16 protein-coding genes and 1 pseudogene are annotated in these 23602 nt (G+C 37.8%); 4 read left to right on the top strand and 13 right to left on the bottom strand.

What is annotated here, in order from left to right; translation table 11 throughout:
* Positions 1-71: 71 nt before the first annotated feature.
* The 4 genes from QPK98_RS03150 to QPK98_RS03135 form a co-directional block, all read right to left on the bottom strand.
* Positions 72-2315 carry an inorganic phosphate transporter gene (locus tag QPK98_RS03150; RefSeq protein WP_310991547.1) on the bottom strand — a complete coding sequence of 748 codons (2244 nt, stop codon included), beginning with the start codon at positions 2313-2315 and terminating at the stop codon, positions 72-74.
* Between the two features lie 77 nt (positions 2316-2392).
* On the bottom strand, positions 2393-3556 hold the full coding sequence (locus QPK98_RS03145) for an OprO/OprP family phosphate-selective porin (RefSeq protein WP_310991546.1): 1164 nt from the start codon (positions 3554-3556) through the stop codon (positions 2393-2395).
* Between the two features lie 391 nt (positions 3557-3947).
* The gene (locus QPK98_RS03140) at positions 3948-5213 is read right to left on the bottom strand and encodes a beta-helix domain-containing protein (protein WP_310991544.1); all 1266 of its coding nucleotides are present in this window, start codon (positions 5211-5213) and stop codon (positions 3948-3950) included.
* A gap of 93 nt (positions 5214-5306) precedes the next feature.
* A complete protein-coding gene (locus QPK98_RS03135; RefSeq protein ID WP_310991543.1) occupies positions 5307-8132 on the bottom strand; it encodes a TonB-dependent receptor in 2826 nt (941 codons plus the stop codon).
* Positions 8133-8310: 178 nt separating this feature from the next.
* Between QPK98_RS03135 and dgt the strand changes: the two genes are divergently transcribed.
* From dgt to QPK98_RS03120, 3 genes are all read left to right on the top strand, one after another.
* The gene (dgt, locus tag QPK98_RS03130; RefSeq protein ID WP_310991740.1) at positions 8311-9645 is read left to right on the top strand and encodes a dGTP triphosphohydrolase; all 1335 of its coding nucleotides are present in this window, start codon (positions 8311-8313) and stop codon (positions 9643-9645) included.
* Between the two features lie 125 nt (positions 9646-9770).
* Positions 9771-12368, top strand: a complete 2598-nt coding sequence (locus tag QPK98_RS03125; RefSeq protein WP_310991542.1) for a T9SS-dependent M36 family metallopeptidase — start codon at positions 9771-9773, stop codon at positions 12366-12368.
* A 308-nt stretch (positions 12369-12676) separates the two neighbouring features.
* Positions 12677-15274 carry a T9SS-dependent M36 family metallopeptidase gene (locus tag QPK98_RS03120; RefSeq protein WP_310991541.1) on the top strand — a complete coding sequence of 866 codons (2598 nt, stop codon included), beginning with the start codon at positions 12677-12679 and terminating at the stop codon, positions 15272-15274.
* A 50-nt stretch (positions 15275-15324) separates the two neighbouring features.
* Here the strand turns inward: QPK98_RS03120 and QPK98_RS03115 are convergent, their stop codons facing one another.
* The gene (locus QPK98_RS03115) at positions 15325-17103 is read right to left on the bottom strand and encodes a 1-deoxy-D-xylulose-5-phosphate synthase (protein WP_310991540.1); all 1779 of its coding nucleotides are present in this window, start codon (positions 17101-17103) and stop codon (positions 15325-15327) included.
* Between the two features lie 112 nt (positions 17104-17215).
* Here QPK98_RS03115 and QPK98_RS03110 point away from each other — a divergent pair, with 112 nt between their 5' ends.
* On the top strand, positions 17216-17665 hold the full coding sequence (locus tag QPK98_RS03110) for a nucleoside deaminase (RefSeq protein ID WP_310991539.1): 450 nt from the start codon (positions 17216-17218) through the stop codon (positions 17663-17665).
* Between the two features lie 180 nt (positions 17666-17845).
* Here QPK98_RS03110 and QPK98_RS03105 read toward each other — a convergent pair whose 3' ends face one another.
* The 8 genes and pseudogenes from QPK98_RS03105 to QPK98_RS03070 all read right to left on the bottom strand — a co-directional run.
* Positions 17846-18043: a cold-shock protein gene (locus QPK98_RS03105; protein ID WP_310991538.1), complete on the bottom strand. Its 198-nt coding sequence runs from the start codon at positions 18041-18043 to the stop codon at positions 17846-17848.
* A 97-nt stretch (positions 18044-18140) separates the two neighbouring features.
* Positions 18141-18395 (bottom strand): hypothetical protein, encoded by a 255-nt coding sequence (locus QPK98_RS03100; protein ID WP_310991537.1) that lies wholly within the window; start codon positions 18393-18395, stop codon positions 18141-18143.
* 65 nt (positions 18396-18460) lie between these two features.
* Positions 18461-19318, bottom strand: a complete 858-nt coding sequence (locus QPK98_RS03095; protein WP_310991536.1) for a tetratricopeptide repeat protein — start codon at positions 19316-19318, stop codon at positions 18461-18463.
* Complete coding sequence (locus QPK98_RS03090) at positions 19290-19835, bottom strand: hypothetical protein (RefSeq protein ID WP_310991535.1); 546 nt, start codon at positions 19833-19835, stop codon at positions 19290-19292. The genes QPK98_RS03095 and QPK98_RS03090 overlap by 29 nt, the downstream gene beginning before the upstream one ends.
* A gap of 51 nt (positions 19836-19886) precedes the next feature.
* On the bottom strand, positions 19887-21644 hold the full coding sequence (gene aspS / locus QPK98_RS03085; protein WP_310991534.1) for an aspartate--tRNA ligase: 1758 nt from the start codon (positions 21642-21644) through the stop codon (positions 19887-19889).
* Positions 21645-22113: 469 nt separating this feature from the next.
* Positions 22114-22368 (bottom strand): hypothetical protein, encoded by a 255-nt coding sequence (locus tag QPK98_RS03080; protein WP_310991533.1) that lies wholly within the window; start codon positions 22366-22368, stop codon positions 22114-22116.
* Between the two features lie 237 nt (positions 22369-22605).
* Positions 22606-23172, bottom strand: coding sequence for a helix-turn-helix domain-containing protein (locus tag QPK98_RS03075; protein WP_310991532.1), 567 nt, complete (start codon positions 23170-23172; stop codon positions 22606-22608).
* A 51-nt stretch (positions 23173-23223) separates the two neighbouring features.
* Positions 23224-23436 (bottom strand): annotated as a pseudogene (locus tag QPK98_RS03070) (type II toxin-antitoxin system HigB family toxin); the annotation flags it as partial.
* Positions 23437-23602: the final 166 nt, after the last annotated feature.

Genomic DNA, 23602 nt, shown 5'->3' with positions numbered 1-23602 from the left:
AGAGCTTTGGGGGTTTAGTTTTATAGGCATTAATTTCTGATGTGAATATTTAGCTATTTTTTTAGCTTTAATTACACTTTTTTATAACTGGTGTAATACTCTTCCATCAAATTCATCAAGGCTTTTACCAGGTCTTTGGTCTCTAGTAGGAGGCTAAAATACAGCGTGGTGTTTTTAGGGCTTGACTCCTCTGTTCTGGTTCTAGCAATTTGCTTTTCAATTTTGTTGGAAAGAATGGCAAATATCTCCTCTTTTTTATCGAGTACATTTACGATCTTTTCAAATTCCTTCTCGTCAAAAATAGTTTCAATTTCATTTAGAACCTCCTCTAAATGCTGGTCAATTTCCTGAAGGTCTTTTATTTGGTTAAAGCGAAGTGCTTTATGGTTGTTGTTAACGTGCTTATAACTAGCTTTTGAAATAAACTCTAAAGACTGGACTACATCGGTCAACAACCCAAGTACGATAATGTAAAAGTTACTTCCGCGAACACTGGTATCATCCAGATTTTTTATGAAATAGAAAATATTATCCCGAAGCTCATCAACTTCATCAGTCAGTTTTTTCACTCCTTTCTTGCTCTTCTTAAGCTTTTTGGTGTCTTGTTTTGCAAGGCCACGGAGCATATCGGTATAAATTTTATTAGAGCGGGAAACTACGTTACTAATGTTATCGGAACTTTCTTGAATAATTCCCTGAACGGTCTTACTTTCAGTCTTTTTTAAGCCTGTTTTATTGAATTTTAATTTTATTTTCTTTTTATGCGAAAGATAATTACGAACCAATAATAATATAGCAAGCAAGAGCAAGACGGCAATCATTGCACCTTTTCCTATAAAAATTAAGTAAGTTAATGTTCCTGCTGCGGTAAAGGCGACAAAAGCGGTAAAGAACCAGCCTCCAATAACGTTTAGAACTCCAGCTACACGATATACGGCACTTTCACGACCCCAGGCTCTATCTGCTAAAGAAGTACCCATGGCCACCATAAAGGTTACATAAGTAGTTGAAAGTGGCAGTTTCATTGATGTTGCCGTTGCAATTAAAATTCCTGCTACCACTAGGTTTACAGATGCCCTTATCATATCAAAGGCAGGCACTTCGTAGGTTTTGTGCTTTGGTAGGTCGATTACGGGCTTTTCAAAGCGCTTGTCTATTTTCTGCTGTAGCGACTTGGGAAGAATTTGATCAAACATAAACGCCATTCTAGTACTTGATTTTACCAAGATTCTAGAAATCATGTTCGGATTGAATTTTTCATGGCCTTCACCTTGTCTGGCCAAGTCTATTTCGGTATCTGAAACTGTTCTTGCCTTTTTAGAAAACCATAAGGTCAATACCATTATGGCACCTGCTATAAACAGTAAAATTGGTTCAGCTGGCACTGCTTTTTCAAGGCTGGTCATAGCATAAGAAGAAGCGGCAACGCCTGAAGCTGACCAGTCTATATAACTGTGATAGGCTGCCATTGGTACTCCAATAAAGTTTACCAAGTCGTTTCCTGCGAAAGCTAGTGCAAGGCTAAAACTACCCACTGCAATTACAATAATTAGAATACTCTTTTTAAAGATTATCATAAATAATTGCGAAAAAACGGTCCAGATTACAAAGCTAACGCCTATAATTAGTACGGTATTGGCTTCAACTACATCTTTAAAACTAGCGTAGAATGGCGTGCTTTTTAAACCCTTCATAAAAATGAAATAGCTAATTGCCGTTAGCGCTACTCCACCGAAGATAGCACCAAAATATTTCATCTTTTTTTCAATATGAAATGTAAAAATGAGCCGTGAGAGATATTGTACAATGGCTCCTACGGTAAAAGCTATTACCACGGAGAGCACAATACCAATTATAATCTGTATGGCTTTTTCGGTGTTTATGTATGTGGAAAGTGCTGAAATTGTTTCGGCTTCATTATGCCCTATTTTAATAAGTGCCATAATAACCGCCGCTCCTAAAAGTTCGAATACAATGGAAACCGTGGTTGAGGTTGGCAGGCCAATTGAATTGAAAAAATCTAACAGTAAGATATCGGTAATCATTACTGCCATAAAAATGATCATTATTTCGTCAAAGTAGAATTCCCCCGGGACAAAGATTCCTTTTCGGGCTACCTCCATCATTCCGCTAGAAAAGACGGCTCCAATAAAAATCCCCAAACTGGCAATAATCAATATTCCTTTAAACGGAATAGCTTTTGAGCCAATGGCTGAGTTTAGAAAATTCACGGCGTCGTTGCTTACACCTACAACCAAATCTGCTATGGCCAAGACCACTAGCGCAACTATCATTAATAAGTAAAGGTTTTCCATTTGTACCTAAATTAAATTATTGCAAATTTCTTTTATTCAATTAAACTGATTGTTACCAAATTGTTAACTATACTGTTTTAAAAATCTATTTGAATTCGTCCTTGTAAAATATTGGCATTTCCTTGATTATCAGTATTTGCCCAAACATGGTTTATCATTAATTTGGTTACAGGATTGATATACCAGTTTAAGCCTAAGGTAATATCGGTTTGTTTTCCGCCCGCAATATACGCGTCGGTTAAATTTGTGTTTGAATAACGAAAGGCAATTTCCCAAGCGCCAGCGCCTCTATCCTTTTTATTGAAGTTTTTCTTAGGCTTTACACGCCCAAATCCATCATAGGAGCCTTTGTAGTTTTTGCTTTCTCCAGTTATGAAATAGCTAATTTCTCCGTAATAGTTTGAAAAATTTAGATTTTGGAGGTGTGTCTCTACACTAGCATTTAAATATTCGCCCTGAAATGAGAACGGCCCATGGAGATATGCTGCTTCAAGATTAATTAAATTGATGGCGTCAACATTTTCAAGCGTTCCTGTACTGATATATTTTGGAGCAAGATGCGCTCCAGGTCTTGCAGCAACTTGGTATTCCTTACTTTCGGGTTTTCGGTAGCTATACCCTATACCCAGATGTAAGAGCTTGTTTTTTTGGTTGTTTCTAATCGCCAGACCCGTAAGCCTTCCAGTTATGATATAACCATCGTCAGCAAAGGCATCATCGCTGTTGTTGTTGGCATTTCTAAAAGTGCTAAGCTGGGCAGAAAGACGCTTGTCTAAAAAGTTATTAGACACCATAATTCCGTTATTTCGTGATTGTGCAAAGGCAGTGTTTTGGGCAGGTTCCATAAACGTTGTAAACTTGCTGCTAGTTACGGAGGAAAGGCGAAAGGGCTCCTTAAAGTGCCCAATTTGTAAATTTCCAACTATGGGAATATTGCTAAACCCAATGTAAACATCTTTTATTGAAACTTCATCACCCGCAAAATCTACTTGAAATTTAAAATGTGTATTCTCGTAAATATCACCAGAGAAAAATAAGCGTGCGCGTCTAATTTCTGTACCGCTTTTTGAAACTAAAGGGCCAAAGTTTTCTGAAAGTGCATCGTTCTGAAATAGATAGGCATGGTCTACCATTATGCGTCCGCCAAACTTTAAGGCAAACTGATTGTCTTGACTAGTGAGTTTAAAACCGTTGTCCCATTTAAATGAAAATGGGTTAGTTGTATTTTCTTGTGAAAACATAACTGTACAGCAAAACATCAAGACGCTAATTGGCAAGCACCTGTAGAACATTTAAAAATCGATTTTTAGTTTTTGTCACTGTAAAGAACTGATTTTAATGTTACCTAAACGTTAAGAATGGGAATTATTTAAAGATTTTACGCAAAAAAGGCCTCATCGTTAAATGAAGCCTCGGTTTAAAATCTAGTCGACAAAAACTAAACGATTTTAAAATTGCTTTAAAAGCTGAATCAAAGAAACAAACTAATTTTTTCTTTTTCTTAAACTCGTTATTACTAAAAGGTTAAATCGGAATTTTCTGGTATGCTCAGGAATAGCTATAAATTTTCACAGAATAAAAAACCCAGAATTCTAAAGAAAACTGGGTTTTTAGGTTTGCTAATTCAAATTTCTACTCAAAGCTATATCCAGTCCAATCGAAAATTGTTCTGCTTACAGTTGGTACTGAGGCATCTGTAACATCAATTACTGCATTGTTAGTTGTTTTAATATCTGCTATATCTAATCCTGTGGCAGCGTCACCAATAATTGATATACTAATATTAGAACCATTTGCATCGCCCTTTCGGTCTTGCAAATCAATAAAATCTGAAGCTTTTGCATCTTCATTTGCAAATGCAACGTAAGCGTTAGTTAGTGTTAAACCACTTCCACGGCGTACTTTTATCATATCTGCCATTTCAATGATGGAGCCATTTATCAACACCAAGCCGTCAATTGTTGGGTTTGATTGTCCTGTATCTCCAGGTGAATTTCCATCTAGATTACCATCGCCTTCTAAGCCGCGAGGATCTTCAGTTATTGATGTAAAGCTAGATTCGCGCAATCCATAAAGGTTGGTTGCAGTGCCATTCCAGCCTTGGGTCCAGTCAAACATATCGTCTTTAATGTTTACGGCTATTAGGTTTTTTACGTTAACCGTGCCGCCAAACCATTCATAGGCATCATCATCACAATAAAATACAGCTAAGTTTTCAATTACTGTTTCGTTTCCAACCCCGTAAAAAGTAATTCCGTTAAACTCTTTATCGCCGTTTATTCTGGCTCCAGTGTACGAGGCTTCAACGTATTTCATTACTCCAGAATTGTCGTTTATTTCGGTTCCGCCATACGTTAGATCTACAACTTCGGTAGTAGCGGTTCCGCCACCACTTAGAGGTGCTTTCCCGAGTAAAAGGATTCCTCCCCAATCGCCAGAGCGTGGGTTTTCAGCATTTGATGTGAAAGTAATTGGCGCATTTGCAGTTCCTTCGGCATTAATTTTTGCACCTTGTTCAACAACAACATAAACATTGGTGCCACCGGCAACTGCTTTAATTGTAGTTCCTGGTTCTATGCTTAAAGTTGCACCTGCCTTTACGCTCAATGGACCGCTTAAAATCCAAACCGTATTGCTGGTAAGCGTTACATTTGCAGTAACATCTCCTTTAAGATCTGAAGTATCCAAATCTGGATCGTCTTGAGAACTAATTATTCCGTCTTTTTCTGCCTGTACCTCACAAGGCTCACAAGAACCGCCACAGTCAATTCCGGTTTCAGTTCCGTTTTGAATTCCGTCATTACAAGTAATGGCAACTGGGTCGTTGCTGTCGTCTTTACTGCAGCTGCTAATTGTTAAGGCCGCGATTATAAAGCTTGATAAAAGTAAATTTTTCATTTTTTTCATTTTGGTTTTAAAGTTTGATACAAAGAAACAGTTGTTGTGTTTCCTTATGTTTAGGGCAATATTATGGTTGGGTTAATTGTTTTTTTAGAATGAATACGTAACTCCAGCACTAAAATTGACGCCTCTTTTATAGGTTTCTATTGGAACCTCTTGATTGTTAGGTAATGCGGGGTTTGAAACGCCAATGTTATTTACTGCTTGCGTTAATTTATACTCAGGGTTTAATATGTTTTTAATGTTAAGCTTGATTCCGAAGTTTTTATTGATAGCAAATTTGTTGATGAAATCTAAAGTGGGAATGGCAGAAAGCATAATGTTATTTTTTCCAGATCCTGGGTTTGCATCGTCGCCACCGGTTCCTAAAGAATAAATGCTTTTGCTGTTGTAGTTGAAAACTACCGAACTGGTAATTGCACTGCTTTCATTCTTTAAGTTTAGCGTTAGATCTGAACCTAAAATGAAAGGAGAAGATCCTTCCAATTCATCTTCTTTATTGGTGAAACGAACAGTAAGTTTGTCTGTAGGTACATCTTCTAATTTTTGATTTGAATATAAATAGGAAGCGTTTAAGCCAAAGGTTAAGCTCTTCTCAAAACCTGATTGGTCTGTGAGCTTTAGAATCTCTTTTCGCAATTCTAGTTCAATTCCTGCAATACTAGCATCGCCAGTGTTTACATAAGAAAGTTCGCTAGCGGCAGAATTTACTTCAATACGGTTAATGGCATTTTCTATTTTTTTATAAAAACCTGTTACAGCAATAATTTCGCTCCTGCTGAAATAGTATTCGTATTTTAAATCGATGTTGTAATTGTCTGCCGTTAATAAATCGGGATTCCCAAAACTGTTGAAGCTGATATCTTCATATAAAAATGGCGCTACTTCTTTAAATTGCGGGAGTGTATAGGTTTTACTTCCTGCCAAACGCATAATGCTGTTTTCGTTGAAATTGTATTTCACATTAAAACTTGGCAACACAAAATTTTCGTCAATTAGTGAAGGGTTTGTATTGGGGTCGGTGGTCGTTGCTAAGTTAGTGTCAAAATTCACTTCTTGCTTTACTTTTTCGTAGCGAAGACCAATATTTGCTGAAAGGCTTTCTGAAAAATCGTAGCTTATTTCCCCCAAACCTGAGTGAATTGTTCTGGTTCCGTTATAAGAAAAGGGAATAAACGGATCATTTCCGTCTCGCCCATCACCGCGATTGGTAGTCAATCTGAAAATACCATCAATTAAGGATTGTTGGTTAAAAAGTGAAGTATCTGGATTGTTAATGTCAACAACAGCAGGGCTGTCAAAAATGTAGTTTATTTGAGTGTATTTAAAACTTCTGTCCGTATCTCTATAGTTATACCCCAAACGGATTCGGCTATTTTTACTGTATTGGTTTTTACCATTTAACGAATAGTCTAGGTAGAGTTTTCCAGCCAGATCATTTTCTTCTAGATTGGAGAAAAAACGATTGTTTAGTGCACTGCCTGAAGCAGCCCGTGCCACATTGGTATTTACATCAATAACATAAGTATTGGTTCTTCGGTCTGGCTCATAACCGCGAATGGTATTGTATGAAGCACCCGCCTCCAAACTCAGTTTCTCTGAAAGTGTAAGCGAAGTTAAAAGCTGATTGACAAAGAGATTGTTTTCTTCTTCCTTTTGTCTTCTTATAAAAGCGCGAATTGGGTTTTTGGGTTCGTCATTTTCGGTAAGTCCCGCTTTTAAACCGTAATAATCAGCAACACTTTGAGTATTGCTTTTTATGAACATACTGTTTACAGCAATATAGTCGCCTTCCTGAAAACGGAATTTAATATTTGCCATCGCCAGTTTTGATACATTGTAGTTGTATTCGGTTTTTTGAAACTCTTGGTTGAATCCACCAGCGGCGTTTATTCTATCTGAGGCTCCTTGTTGGTATTCATATTTATTGTTGAAATTTCCTACCAAGAAAAGGCTCAGCCTATTTTTTCCAATATCAAACCGCTTTCCGCCAGAAAGGGAATAGCTGGAGTTAAGTTGCGCATTTTGAGTATTTGGCTGAAAATTGTTATTGAACGAATGTGTGTTTAAATTGGTAATAGGAACATTAGTGTTTTGAATGTTACCAATATACTTGGCATTGTCCACGAGTAAGAAGTCTTTCCCAATGGCACTAGAATTTACTTCTGGCGCAATAGAAAACTGCAAGCTTCCAGGTCCAGAAAGTTCTTTACTCACAATATTTATATTGGCGCCCGCAACATCGCCATAAAGCGGCACTGAAAAGGTTTTGTTTATGCCCACGCTTTCAATAACATCGGAAGCAAAAAAGTTTAACGATATATTTTTGTATTCAGGATCTTCAGAAGGCAGTGGCAAGCCATTAAACGTTGTAGCATTGTAACGATCGCCTAAACCGCGAACAAAAACGTTTTTAGTTCCAGCCTGTTTTTTTACTCCTGTTACTTTGGTTACAGCACCTTCGGCATTACCCACTCCTTTTCGGGCAAGATCATCTGCGCCAATAGACTGCGAAATACCAACTGCTTTTTTCTGTTCTAGCAATAGCACTACTGCGCTTTCCCTGCGCGTTGTGGTTTTAATTACAACTTCATCTAGCGCTGCTGCACTTGCGCCCATAGGCACCGCAATATTTGTTACCTTGTCTGGAATTACTTGAACATTGGGAATTTCAACAGTTTCATACCCAATATAGCTGTAAACTACGGTATAGCTTCCTGGGCTAATGTTCTCTAAAGAATACAAGCCGTCAATATCTGAGGTTACTCCTTTGGTGGTGCCTTTCAGAAAAACATTTGCAAATGGCAGCGGTTCGTTGTTGTATTCGGTGTCTGTTAACTGTCCGGCAATAGAGCCAGTTTGAGCTATTGAATATGAGGTTAATAGGAAAAATAGGATTTTAATAATTGTTTTCATTTTTGTCGTTTGATTTATTTTGCACAAAGGAACCCCCGCAATGTAAAGCGAGTGTTAATTGAGTATTACCATTGAGTCACTAAAGGGTTAGCCAACGGTTAAGGAAACAAGCCAAAAAAATATCATGGTCTTCACTTCTGAAAATAGTATCTTGCCTACCAAATTTCTTACAACTATGATGCAATGGGAACAATTGCTTTCACTGCGAAAGCAAGGCGATACAAATAAAAGATTACGCGCAGAGGAGAATGAAACCCGCTTGGGGTTTGAGGTAGATTACGACCGTGTTATTTTTTCTTCTGCCTTTAGAAGCTTACAGGATAAAACACAGGTAATTCCGTTTTCAAAAACTTCATTTGTTCACACGCGCTTAACCCATAGTCTTGAGGTTTCTGTGGTTGGACGCTCATTAGGTAGGAGTGTAGGAAAGGCTGTTCTTAAAAAACACCCACATTTAAATAACGTGCATGGGTACCAATTTAATGATTTTGGTGCCATTGTCGCCGCCGCAGCCTTGGCGCACGATATTGGGAATCCACCCTTTGGACATAGTGGGGAAAAAGCAATTGGCGACTATTTTTTAAACGGAAATGGAAAACGTTTTAAGAAACTGCTTACCGATAAAGAATATCAAGATTTGGTAGATTTTGAAGGTAATGCCAACGGGTTTAAAATTTTGACTGAGTCTAAAAATGGCGTGGAAGGCGGTTTAAGATTGACGTATGCAAGTTTAGGCGCCTTTATGAAATACCCCAAAGAGTCGCTTCCGAAAAAACCAACAACTCATGTTGCCGATAAAAAGTATGGCGTATTTCAAGGAGATACCAATTTTTTTAATGAAGTAGCTTCAGAACTCGGTTTGTTGCCCAGAAATAATGATAATGGGTTTGCCCGGCATCCCTTAACCTATCTCGTAGAAGCCGCAGACGATATTTGCTATACCATTATTGATTTTGAAGATGGAATTAATCTAGGCTTGATTGAAGAGGACATAGCGCTGGAATACTTGATTAATTTGGTGCGTAACACCCTAAAAAAAGATGTGTATTCTAGATTGACAACCTCTCAAAATAGATTGGCCTACTTGCGATCTTTAGCAATAAACACACTAATTTCTGAAGCAGTATCCATTTTTATAGAAAATGAGGAAGCAATATTAAACGGGAATTTTTCCGAAGCCTTACTAGATAAAAGCCAGTACAAGGCACAGATAGATGATATTATAAGAATTAGTGTTGAAAAAGTGTATAAAAGCACTGAGGTAATGGAAAAGGAAATAGCGGGTTATACCATATTAACCACCCTGCTAGATGGTTTTACAACTGCTTATGAGCATTATAATAATGGGGAAGCTCGGCATTATGATAAGCTGTTGTTGCAAATGTTTGCCAATGACCTTTCAGCTAACCCGGCTTCGGTTTATGAATATTTAATGGAATGTTGTAGCTATATCTCCCGCTTGACGGATGGAAACGCCCTGCAGATTTTTCAGAAAATAAATGGAGATTTATAAAAAACCCAAGGGCTGTAATGTTAAATGCTGGTTTTCAGTATGTGATATTTTATTTTTATCCTAACTTTAGAATCACAAAAAAATTAATATCGATCAATTTTTTACTTAACCTAACCTAAATAACTATGAAAAAAATTACGTTTTTCATCGCAATCCTCGCAATTAACTTTTCATTTGCTCAGGATAATTCCTCAGCGGTAAAATCTTACCTTCAAAATAATCTCGGGCAATTTTCGCTTCAAGCTAAGGATGTTACCGATCTTAGTCTAGCTTCTGAAAGCTATTCGAAAAGTCTAAAGGCTTATACCGTTTATGTGGAACAACGCCACGCCGGGATAAAAGTGTTTAATTCAACTTCGCCATTCATTTTAAAGGATGGGGCGGTAGTTTCGGCTAAAACTTCATTTATAGCCGATTTAGCTTTAAAAGTTAACACAGAAACTCCAGGATTGACCGCAAAAATGGCAATTTCAAAAGCCGCAGCAGCTTTGGGGTTAGATTCTCCTTCTAATTTGAATCTTTTAGAAACGGAAACAGAAAATCGATTTATCTTTTCCAACGGAAATATTTCACTGGAAAACATTCCCGTGGAGCTGGTGTATCAAAAAGTTGAAGCTACTGAAACAGTTAGATTGGCTTGGGATTTAAGCATTTACTTATTAGATGCAAGCCACTACTACAGCCTTCGTGTTGATGCCGTAACAGGCGATGTTTTAGAGACTATGGATTGGGTTTCGGAATGTGGCTTACCAGATTTTTCTGAAACTAGGAACCACAGCGAAACAAATAGTTCTTCAAGTGTTTTGTTTAATGAGGGGTCTAAAACACAGGCTAGGATGACGGCAGATGCGCAATATCGCGTTTTTGCAATCCCGTTGCGAAACCCATTAGACGGTCCCGACACCATAGAGATTAGTCCGGAAGATGCAACGGCTTCTCCTTTTGGGTGGCACGACACCAATGGGGTTGCCGGTGCAGAACACACCATTACAAGAGGGAATAACGTATATGCCTATCTAGATATATGCGATGCCGGTTCAGGGCCATCTCCTGATGGAGGTGCTTCGTTAAATTTTGACTTTCCGTTTAACTTGCCGCAAGCACCTGCAGATTTTAGAGATGCTGCTGCGGTACAGCTTTTTTACATGAATAATATAATTCACGATGTAACCTATCAATACGGCTTTGATGAGGCAAGCGGAAATTTTCAAAAGAATAACTACGGAAACGGAGGCAATGGGAATGATGCTGTGCGTGCCGAAGGACAAGATGGAGGTGGAACCAATAATGCCAATTTTGGAACTCCTCCAGATGGAAGCAACCCAAGAATGCAAATGTATATCTGGACCGAAGGTGATGGAGGTCCAGTAGCAAATATTCTATCAATTAATAGCGGTCCGTTGGCAGGTGTTTATAGTGGCGTGCCTGCAGGTTTTGGTGGTGGTATTCCACTTGATTTAACTGCAGATTTGGTTTTGGTAGAAGATGACAATTCAGGATCTTCTACTGATCCTAATGATGGTTGCGACAATATAACCAACGGAGGTGACCTCACTGGTAAAATTGCTGTAATAAGAAGAGGAAGTTGCGAATTTGGATTTAAAGTTTTGGCTGCAGAAAATGAAGGAGCGGTTGCAGTTATTGTAGTAAATAATGAAGCAGGTGCACCGCCACTTATGGCAGCAGGAGATTTGGGGTGTGAAACTTCAATCCCGGCCTTTGCAATCTCTGATGTTGATGGCGATGCTATAATTGCAGAGTTGCAAGGCGCTAACACAGTAAATGGAAGTATAAACGGAGCCGACGTACCCATTGGGACCGATGGCGATCTTGATACCGAAATTGTTATTCACGAATACGGCCATGGAATATCAAACAGACTTACCGGAGGAAGGTTTAATACCGGATGCCTGCAAAACACCGAACAAATGGGCGAGGGCTGGAGTGACTTTTTTGCCTTACTAATGACAATCTATGATGGAGATCAAGGCGAAGACTCACGCGGGATGGCTTTTTATGCCTCAGGAAATCCAAATGGAATTAGAACCCACCCTTACAGTACTAATTTTGGCGTAAACCCACATACTTATGATGATATAAAATCAGAAGTTGCGCCGCATGGTGTTGGCTCGGTTTGGGCAGCTATGCTCTGGGAAATGACTTGGGACTTAATTGACGAATACGGTTTTGATCCTGATTTGTACAATGGAACCGGTGGTAATAATATAGCACTACAATTAGTAATGGACGGTCTAAAGCTACAGCCTTGTAGCCCAGGTTTTGTTGATGGACGTGATGCTATTCTTGAAGCCGATGAAATTGCAAATGGCGGTGCAAATAGATGTATAATTTGGCGAGCCTTTGCAAGAAGAGGTTTGGGGCTTAGTGCAAGTCAAGGAAGCACCAATAGTAAATCTGACGGAACCGAGGCTTTTGACCTTCCTGCAGATTGTCAACTGGGTGTAAATGACAACGGAAGTATTGAGGATAGCTTTATTGTTTACCCCAACCCATCAAACGGACAAATTTTCATTAAAACCAAGCTTGATGTTGGAGCCGCAAATATTACCATTTACGATATTAACGGTAGAAAGGTTTTTGGGCAGCAGTTAGAGCTTCGTAATATTACGGAGATAGATGCTGGCAGTCTAGATTCAGGGCTTTACCTTGTGCAAATTGAAGCCGATGGATTTACACAGACGACCAAATTAGTTATAAATTAATTCAAATATAAATTTATAAAATATTAGAAAAGAGGTCTTTAGTATAAGGCCTCTTTTCTTTTTTTGGATGCAATAAGCCTTTATTTCTATAAGATATGTATTAATTACCCCTGAATCTGTACATTATAGTCAAAAAATTAAAGAATTATGCGTATTTGAAGCGCAATAATGTTAAATCTTGTTTTGTAGTGGGGTATATCGTATATTTTATGATATTTTTATCCATTCTTAAATATATTATTTATAGGAGCATTTTTTAATATTAATTTCTTGATTTTTTACTTACCCAAAAACTTAATTTAAAACTTATGAAAAAAATTCTTTACTTGTTTATCATTTTCGCTGTAAATCTCTCATTTGCACAAGATTATAGCGGTGTGGTAAAAACGTACTTAAAACAAAACCGAGCGGAGCATTCGCTAAAGCAGCAAGATGTTTCTGATGTTTCAGTTGCATCGCAAAGCTTTTCTAAAAGCATGCAAGTTCACAACGTTTATGTAGAACAAAAGCACCAAGGTATTAAGGTATTTAACTCTATTTCCCCATTTGTAATAAAGGATGGCGCAGTAGTGAGTGCAAACTTGACATTTACTGAGAATGCTGCAGCAAAGATTAATGCTACGAGTCCTTCTATAACCGCAGTAAATGCAATTTCGAAGGCTGCAAGCTCACTTGGCTTAGACAACCCTTCAAACCTTACTTTGGTAGAGAGTGTTTCTGACCATAGTTACATCTTTACAAACGGAAGTATTTCGCTTGAAAATATTCCCGTAGAATTAGTTTACTATAAAATGGAAGACACCGGAGCTCTAAGGCTTGCTTGGGACTTGAGTATCTATCTTTTAGATGCTAGCCATTATTATAGTGTACGTGTAGATGCAATGACAGGTACTTTATTAGATACGCATGACTGGGTTGTTAGCTGTAATTTTGATCACCCTAATGGGGCTCATGGATCTGGTCATACAGAGAGCGTTCTTTTTGGGAACAATAAAGTAGAAAACGCAGCTAGAACTATGGGTGATGGATCTTCATACAGAGTTTTTCCATTACCATTAATTGCACCTAACGAAGGCGACGACGAAATTGTTTCAGACCCTTCAGACGCCGTTGCTTCTCCTTATGGATGGCATGATGATGACGGTGCTCCTGGTGCGGAGTACACAGATACACGTGGTAATAATGTATTGGCACATGAAGACAGAAACGGTAATAACGGTTCTGGCGCTACTGCTGATGGAGGATCAACACTTACATTCGACTTTGAGTTTGACCTTCCAAGAAATCCAGTTGCTTTTCAAGATGCTGCAATTACCAATCTTTTCTATATGAATAATATGATACATGATGTTATGTATCATTACGGATTTGATGAAGAAAGTGGAAATTTTCAGAAAAATAACTATGAAAATGGTGGAAATGAAAATGATTACGTTATTGCAGATGCTCAGGATGGTAGTGGTTTGAATAACGCTAACTTTGCAACACCGCCAGATGGGGTTAAGCCAAGAATGCAAATGTACCTTTGGTCTGCTCCTGGATCTGTTTTAGCTAAATATTTAACCGTAAATAATGGGTCATTAGCAGGAGAATATTATGCTCTAAACTCTAGTTTTGCACCCGCAATTCCTACCTCGGGTATCACTGCAGATCTTGCTCTAGTTCAGGATGATAGTGGTGAGCCACACGATGCTTGTGGAAATATAACCAATGGAGCTGATTTAAATGGAAAGATTGCAGTTATCCGTAGAGGTACATGTAGCTATACTGCTAAAACATCTCGTGCGCAAGATGAAGGTGCTATTGCCGTGATTGTTGTAAATGATGTAACGGGAGACCCTATTACAATGGGTGGTAATGGCTCGTCTATTACTATTCCTGCAATTATGATTTACCAGTCAGATGGAGAAGATATTATTGCTTCTTTACAAGCCGGAGATACAATAAATGTTACTTTGGAAGATGATGGCTCTGGTAACGATCCTTTCAGAAGAGATGGAGATCTTGACAACGTTGTTATTGCTCACGAATATGGTCATGGAATATCTAACCGTTTAACCGGTGGGCGCCTTGCTGTAGGTTGTCTTTATAATGATGAACAAATGGGCGAAGGATGGAGTGATTATTTTGGTTTAATGCTAACTATGAAAGCTGGAGACGCTAGAGGTGATGCTCGTGGTATTGGAGGATATGTTAAAGGTCAAGGAGTTGGCGGAAGAGGAATTAGAACTAAGCCATATAGTACAGACTTTGGAGTAAATGACTTTACTTATGACGATATAAAAAGTCAAGCAATACCGCACGGCGTTGGTTCAGTTTGGGCCACAATGCTTTGGGATTTAACTTGGGATCTAATTGATGAACACGGATTTGATCCAGACGTTAAGAATGGAACAGGAGGTAATAACATCGCTTTACAATTGGTAATGGATGGTTTAAAAATTCAAAATTGTAGCCCAGGGTTTGTTGATGGTCGTGATGCTATTTTAGAAGCAGACGAATTAACAAATGGAGGTGCCAATAAATGTATTATTTGGAGTGCCTTCGCTAAGCGAGGTCTTGGTTTTAGCGCAGAACAAGGAAGTAGAAGTAGTAGGTCTGACGGAACTGAAGCATTTGATCTTCCACCAGATTGTAATTTGGGAGTTTCTGATAACGGGAACACTGAAAATATCTTTACCGTATATCCTAACCCTTCAAATGGAGAACTTAACATAAATTCTCGTGTTGATGTTGGTGATGCTACAATAGCGATTTACGATATGAATGGTAGAAAAGTGTTTACGCAAGAGGTTGAACTTCATCAAAGAGCAACTGTAAATGCTAGTAGTCTTACTTCTGGTATTTACGTAATGCAAATTGATAGTGCTAACCGTTCGCAGACAACCAAGTTGATTATTAACTAATATCAACTCACATATTTTATATTAAAAGAGGCTCTATAGAGCCTCTTTTTTTATAGCTGTTTCTGAAGGGTTTTCTTTATTTCTTCTGAAGAAATGCCTGCAATTTTTTGTAATTCAGTAATAGTACCATGAGATGGAAATTGATCTGGAACTCCCAAAACTTCAACTTTGTTTTGATACTCATGTTTAGATGCAAAGCCAGTAATTGAAGAAGCTAACCCACCTTTAATTGTACCGTCTTCAACGGTGATGATAGTAGTATATTCCTTAAAAACGTTATGAAGTATATTTTCATCCAAAGGTTTTAAAAAGCGAATATCCACACACCCAACCTTATCTTGCTCATGCGATGCTAACATTTCAATTGCTTGTAAGGCGTTGTCTGCCATTGCTCCTATTGTTAAAACGGCAAGGGTAGTTCCTTTCTTAATAACCTCTGCTTCTCCAATTTTAATTTTCTGGAAAGGTTTTTTCCAACTAAGCATGGTTCCTCTTCCTCGTGGATACCGAATAAATATGGGTAAATCTAGGCCTTGCTGGGCGGTATAGAGTATATTTCGTAATTCGGGTTCATTACGTGGTGCAAAAATGATGAGGTTGGGAATACAGTTTAAAAATGCCAAATCGAAAATACCGTGATGTGTTGGGCCATCTTCGCCCACAAGCCCTGCACGATCCAAACAAAAGATTACGGGTAGTTTTTGCAAACAGACGTCGTGTATTACTTGATCATAGGCACGCTGTAAAAAGGTGGAATAAATAGCACAGAAAACAACAAATCCTTGTGTGGCCATTCCCGCAGAAAAAGTAACGGCGTGTTGTTCGGCAATACCAACGTCAAACGCTCTGTCAGGAAATTCATTCATCATATACTTTAACGAGCTTCCCGTTGGCATGGCTGGGGTTATACCAATTATTTTTTTGTTTTTTTTCGCCAATTCAACAATAGTCTTTCCGAAAACATCCTGAAACTTTGGAGGTTGCAATGCGGTGCTTAATGGTGCAAGATCTCCTGTAAGCGCATTAAACTTTCCGGGTGCGTGATAAACAACTTGATTTTCTTCGGCCTGTCTTAAACCTTTTCCTTTTTTTGTTATGATATGAAGAAGCTTTGGGCCGGGAACTTCCTTTAACCGCTCCAATTCAGAAATTAGAAGATCAATGTCATGACCGTCAATAGGACCCGAATAGTTGAAATTGAGAGCTTCAAAAATATTGTCCGTATCTACGAGGGCCTTGGTCTTCACCTTGGTTAAATAATCTTTTAATGCGCCTACACTTGGGTCAATACCAATGGCATTGTCATTTAAAATAACCAAGAGATTGGTGTCTGTTACCCCTGCGTGATTTAGGGCTTCAAAAGCCATTCCGCTGGCAATTGAGGCATCGCCAACCACTGCTATATGTTGTTTTTTTGTTTCGCCTTTTAACCTAGAGGCTAGAGCCATACCCAGTGCGGCGGAAATTGCAGTACTGCTATGGCCAACTCCAAAAGTGTCAAATTCACTCTCACTGCGCTTGGGGAAACCGCTTATACCACCCAATTGCCTGTTGGTATCGAAAATTTCCTTTCGGCCAGTCAATATTTTATGGCCATACGCTTGGTGGCCCACATCCCAAACGAGAATATCATCGGGCGTATTAAACATATAGTGTAAGGCAATAGTGAGTTCCACCACGCCAAGACTAGCACCCAAATGCCCTTCTTTTGTCGCGACAATATCAATGATAAATTCACGAAGTTCACGTGCCAATTGGGGTAGGTTTTTTTGTGAAACCTTCCGAAGATCTTTTGGAAAATTTATTGTACTGAGAATGCTTTCTGCCATAGTGCAAAGATACATTATTAGCATTTCGCCTATTTACTTATTCTAGATAATACACGATCATGCCAACAATATTTGTAATTTTATCGCTAACCATAGAACTCCGGGCATTGCAATGATAAATCCATACGATGATACTTACTTTATGAAACGCGCACTCCAAGAAGCGGAAATTGCTTATAAAAAAGGGGAAATTCCAATAGGTGCGGTAGTTGTTATTAATGACAGAATAATTGCTAGAGGTCATAATCTTACCGAAACCCTAAACGATGTTACTGCCCATGCCGAAATGCAAGCTATTACCGCTGCAGCGAATTATTTGGGCGGAAAATATTTAATTGATTGTACTTTATATGTAAGTATAGAGCCTTGCCAAATGTGTGCAGGTGCACTTTTTTGGAGTCAGATTTCAAAGGTTGTTTATGGGGCAAGAGACGAAAAAAGAGGCTGTATTGCCTTAAATACGAAACTGCATCCAAAAACAACTTTAACAGGTGGTATTATGGCTGATGAAGCTTCACAGTTGTTAAAACGATTTTTTATTGAAAAAAGGAATTTGAACTAGGCAGTGGTATAGTCCCAGCGATTTTATAGTGATTGGAATGGGATCACTCAGCCACCGGGCCTCAGTACAATCGTGAAGATGCTGTTTGCTATCCGTCTCAATTTATTTCCCTAGATGTAAAAAGAAAAAGCCTTTCACTGCGTCATGAAAGGCTTTAAATTCTGTGACGTTTGTCTTTCTCTATTCGTAGATTACACGTACTTGTGCGGCTACCATTCCTTTTCTTCCTTCTTCTTCAACATATTCTACTTTGTCGCCTTCGTTAAGAGCTTCGCCGTTTAATCCCGTTACGTGAACGAAAATGTCCTGTCCTGTTTCGTCGTTGGTAATAAAACCGAATCCTTTTGTTTCGTTAAAAAATTTTACTGTTCCTTCCATTGTAATAAAAAAATAAATTAATTGTGAATATACAAATGTATAAGTTTTCTGTTGCAAATGTTAAGGAAATCAAAAAATTCTATAAAATGCTGGAGGATTATTCTTTTTTCTTTTTTTTGTTCTTTTGATATTCGTTCATTTTAAGGATGTTTTCCTTTGTGAGCATGTAATCCTTTACACTTCTATTCTTCCATCTGTGATAGATAAATGCTGGCATCAATACAAAAAAACCTGCCATTAGCGAAAGTCCAATGATTAGCTTTCCGGTAGCTTCATCGTCAGGTTTTATATAAAAACCAATACTTATGCTTATAAGGATGCAAAAAAATAATATAATGATGAAATATCGCATTGTACGTGCTGAGTTTAATTATTAATCTACAGTATAATTTTGAGACTTACACTGTTTCGGCTACATTATTTAATACAAGCTTTTTCAATTGTTTCTTTTAGGTTGTTTAAATCTTGGATATAGATTTGCCGTAAAACTTCGGTATAATTATGCTTGTTATAATAGCCCTGGTTAAAATTGGTTATTGCAGTATTTATTTCTTTTTTGGCTGCTGCGCATTTACCTTCTTTCAATAATATTAAGGCCTTATAATAGCTGCCGTCAGCGGTTTTGTTGTGGTTGTAGGTTATTGTTTTATCAAAATTTTCTAAGGCAATTTCGGAATTTCCATTTTCATAATGAGCAATACCCCTATATAAAAATGCAGTGGGCTCTGCCCAATCTTCTCCGTTTTTTTCGGTTACTTCGTTTATATATCGGTCTAAATATTTAATGGAGTTCTTATAATTGTTCAATCCTAAATATGCAATACCGCGCCAATAATCAATGCTATGCCCTTGTGGTGCATCTGTAAAATTGGGCGTTAAGGTATCTGAAGCATCAAAATCTGCAATTGCTTTTTTGTAATCTCTAAAAAACTGTAGGTAAAGATATCCGCGCCAAGGCACCCATACCTCGGGATTACATTTAGCAGCTTTGTCAAATTTTATTTTCCATTCATCTATTAAGCCGCGTTTTAAGTATGCAATGGAAAGTTCTCTTAAAGCGTCGCAATTGTTGGGGTCTGCTGCAATAGCTTCTTCTAATCTTGTCATTATAAAAGGTGCACCTTGCCCTCCGTGAAAACTTACTGCGTCTTGATATAATTCAGCGGAGTGCTTCTTTCTTTCTGCTTCAGACATACTGGAAATATCCTTATTACAAGAAATAAAAACGATAGCCAGCAACAGCACACTAAGGCAGTATTTCAATAATTTTTCCATCTTGTAATTTATAAGATACATACATGTAATAGTCAACCGGGCTTTCCTCGATCCTGAGTATATTCCAGTTATCGGGTTTTGCGGTAAGGGTTCTTAATTGTGAAACTAGAGCTTCAGAAAATTGCGTGGTATTGTAGGTTGTGTCAACTTGAATAGTTTTAAACCAACCTGGATTTCCGTTACAAGAAACTAAAAACCGGAAATTTAGATACCCGGAATCTGTAAACGCTTTGCTTTTAAAATTTGCAAGTATAAATTCTCGAAACTGTTTTTTGTTGCCAGCGTAACCTTTTTCTGATGCGCCGTGATGAACGTAATAAATAGCCTCTGCATTGCAAAGGGTATCGTTTTTATTTAAGGCAGCCGTTTCTTGATCTATATAGCCTACATAGTTTGGGTATTTTTCTGCGTCTACTGGGTATTTGTTATTGTAGTATAAATAGCCGCCAATAACCACTAGAAGTGCTAGGATGCATAGCCCCAGCATTACGAGTGTAATAATTTTTAAAATCCGCATAACTTTTTACTGACTAAGCCACAACCAGGAGGGTGTTTTAGGCTTTTTGTATTATTCTTCTGTCAATGTTACGGCGAGGTTTAATTCCTCTAATTGCTTTTCGTCAATAGGAGCAGGGGCATCTATCATAACATCTCGGCCGGCATTATTTTTTGGGAAAGCAATAAAATCTCGTATGGTTTCCTGTCCACCAAGTATTGCTACCAACCTGTCTAATCCAAAAGCGAGTCCCCCGTGTGGTGGTGCGCCGTATTGGAAAGCGTCCATCAAAAAGCCAAATTGTGCTTTCGCCTCTTCTTCTGTAAATCCGAGATGGTCAAACATTAAGGCTTGGGTTTTTTTATCGTGAATTCTAATAGAACCACCTCCTATTTCATTTCCGTTTAGTACGAGGTCATAGGCGTTTGCCTTTACCGCTCCGGGATTGGTGTTTAAAAGTTCCAATTGCCCAGGTTTTGGTGCTGTAAATGGGTGGTGCATGGCGTGGTAACGATCGGTTTCCTCATCCCATTCCAAGAGCGGGAAGTCTATTACCCATAGTGGCGCAAACTCATTGTTTTTACGCAAGCCCAACTCTTCTGCTAGGTGCATTCGCAATGCGCTTAACTGCGTTCTTACTTTGTTTTTATCTCCGGAAAGTACACAAACTAAATCTCCAGGTTTTGCACCGGTAACTTCGGCCCATTGTGCTAAATCTTCCTGATCGTAAAATTTATCTACGGAAGATTTATACGTGCCATCTTCATTGCAACGGGAATAAACCATCCCCAAGGCACCAACCTGCGGACGTTTTACCCATTTAATGATTTTATCAATTTCTTTTCTTGAGAAGCTATTTCCGCCAGGAACAGCTATTCCTACTACCAACTCGGCTTGGTTGAATACGTTGAAGTCTTTGTGTTGCGCAACTTCATTTAGCTCGCCAAATTCCATTCCAAAACGGATGTCTGGTTTGTCGTTCCCGTATTTTGCCATGGCTTCATCGTAGGTCATTCTTGGGAACTCAGAGACTTCTACCCCATTTATTTCTTTTAAAAGATGTCTTGTTAAGCCTTCAAAAACATTCAGAATTTCTTCTTGATCTACAAAAGCCATCTCGCAGTCAATCTGGGTAAATTCTGGTTGGCGATCTGCACGCAAATCTTCATCTCGGAAACACTTCACTATTTGGAAATATTTATCCATTCCGCCAACCATCAAGAGTTGCTTAAAGGTCTGCGGACTCTGTGGAAGCGCATAAAATTGGCCTTCGTTCATTCTTGAAGGAACTACAAAATCTCGAGCTCCTTCTGGAGTCGATTTAATTAAATACGGGGTTTCAACTTCAATAAAGTCTTCGTTAGAAAGGTAGTTTCGAACTGCAATAGCTACTTTATGGCGAAAAACCAAGTTGTTGCGCACTGGGTTTCTACGGAGGTCCAGGTAGCGGTATTTCATACGTAAATCTTCACCACCATCGGTTTCGTCTTCAATAGTAAAAGGAGGTGTTTTTGATTCGTTAAGAATATTCAGTTCAGAAACCAATATTTCCACATCGCCAGTAGGCATATTTGGGTTTTTTGATTCGCGTTCAATAACAGTACCTTTTATCTGAATTACAAACTCACGGCCCAATTTTGAACACGTATCCATAACGTCCTTTGGAGTTCTCTCTTCGTCAAAAATAAGTTGGGTAATGCCGTAACGATCGCGAAGGTCTATCCAAACCATAAACCCTTTATCACGAGTTTTTTGCACCCAACCGGAAAGGGTTACTTCTTTGTTGATGTCTGTAGCGCGTAGCTGGCCGTTATTGTGTGTTCTGTACATGGTATTTCCTGTATTTTGACGCCGCTTAATATATACTGCAGCAGGAATCTTTTTTGTGTTAAACCTCGATTTTATTGAGCGGCAAATTTAACAAGTTATTACTGAATTGTAGTGGTTTTGAACGGATTATTATTCAGTGCCGCGAATGCGCGAAAGTTTGGTAATAAAAAGACTTGCAAGAATTTTTCATCTTCGCTAAAGTAGCATCAACAGACAATGGAAAACCTTGCAGGTCGGTTTAAAGTTGAAATCGTGTTTTGGATGTAAATTACTAACCCTAGTTTTTATCCATTTGACTTACCCAGCCAAATCTTTTTTGATTTTATAGGATTGGTTTACGACCTTGTTGTAAAAAATTAGTTGCGCAGATTAAGCGTTGTGCTTAGTAGATAAAACACCGATAGAAAGTCTGCGAAGACTTTCTCAAGTTGGCTAAAACTAGCAATTAATTTATACAGCTTGTACCACGTTATTTATTACTAGGCTTCGAATTTAGAATATTATTTAACTCTTTAAATAACGTATTATAGCCCGTCTTTTCTTCAAGTTCTTTATATCTTTTTTTTAACTTTTCATTTCTTTCATAAATTTCTTCTGATTCATTTGATAGTTCTTCAAATTCTTTTGAATACTTAGTCATAATAAAATCAATTTTACTTTTTATAGCTTCTACTTTTTTTTGATCTTCAATAGATAAATGACTTTTCTTGTTTTTATTTTCCATCAGATTCAGTGAAATATTAGTTCTTTTTTTAAATCGTGTTATGTGCGAAAATTATTAACCCTAGTTTTATCGCTTGCGGCTTATCCTGCGTAGTTTTTTTGACTTTGTAGGTGTAGTTTGTAATTCTGACTAAGGTTAAATTTAGTTGATTTTAAGTCAATTTCCTTTGTTTGTGGGCTTTGATCTATCCTATTTAGGGGGCGGAGCCGTCTGCTCGATTGGCAGTAGTAATTTATTTTACGCTATTGCTAAATCGTCTTTACTTAATTTCAGTTTTGGATTATCCAATTTTTTTATCGTAGCGCTAATTTTTACTCTATCAGATTGTGGTAAAAAAGTCGGAACCAAATCGGTTAAATCAATTTTCAAAATTCGGTTGATTACAATTAAATCTTTTAAGGAAAATGGACTTACTCCATTAATCAATTCAGACATATAGGATTTACTTTGGTGCCCTAAAACTTTTCCAAAGTCTTGTTGTGTTAAATTTAAGTTCTTTAGTTTTTTTCGGATAAGCTTCTTTCTTCGCTGAATAAATAACCGTTCTTTTTCGGCAATCAGTTCTGCAACATCGCTTTCACGTAGTTTTTTTTCTGAAATATTAGACTCTGTACTCCAATTTTGATTTTCGTACTGTTCAATTAGATCTCTCAATTTTTTTCTAACGGATTTGAATTTGGGATTTTCTTTTGAAAGAATACGTAATTTTCTGTCCGCAATCATTGCTCTTTCAAAATCCAGTTCATTTAGGATTTTCCCATTTTCAATTAGTTCTGATATGTCGAATTGTGTTTTACTCATCATTAATTATTTGTTTTTGGTATTCGTGAATCTGTGATTTCATAATTTTATTTTTTAAATCCAATCATTAGACTTTAACCACTTTCTAATAGTATTTCTATTATTTTTAAAGGTCGTTTCATATTCTTGATGTGTTCCAACCCAAACAGCAGTAGCTTCATTGTCATCAAACTCAATTAAAATCATTGTTCTGTGAATATTGATGTTAAAAAAGTAAAATCCATCGCTATGAACGTTGTCTGCATCTTTTCTTGTCTTATTCAATTCAGTTTGATTCTTTCAATTGTTATCGTTAATATCCTTAATGAGATGGTCAATAGCTTTAGATAAAGGAATATTTCCTCTGTTTTTTCTTTTAAGCTTTTCTAATATTTTTTTATTGGTCAGTCTCATCGTCGATTGCAAATATAAAAAAAGTTCGGATAATAACCGA

The sequence above is a fragment of the Aequorivita marina genome, assembly GCF_031631895.2.
In the GTDB taxonomy this organism is placed as follows: domain Bacteria; phylum Bacteroidota; class Bacteroidia; order Flavobacteriales; family Flavobacteriaceae; genus Aequorivita; species Aequorivita marina.
The sequence above is the reverse complement of the archived record's forward strand: the minus strand, read 5'-3'. Positions and strand labels throughout refer to the sequence as shown.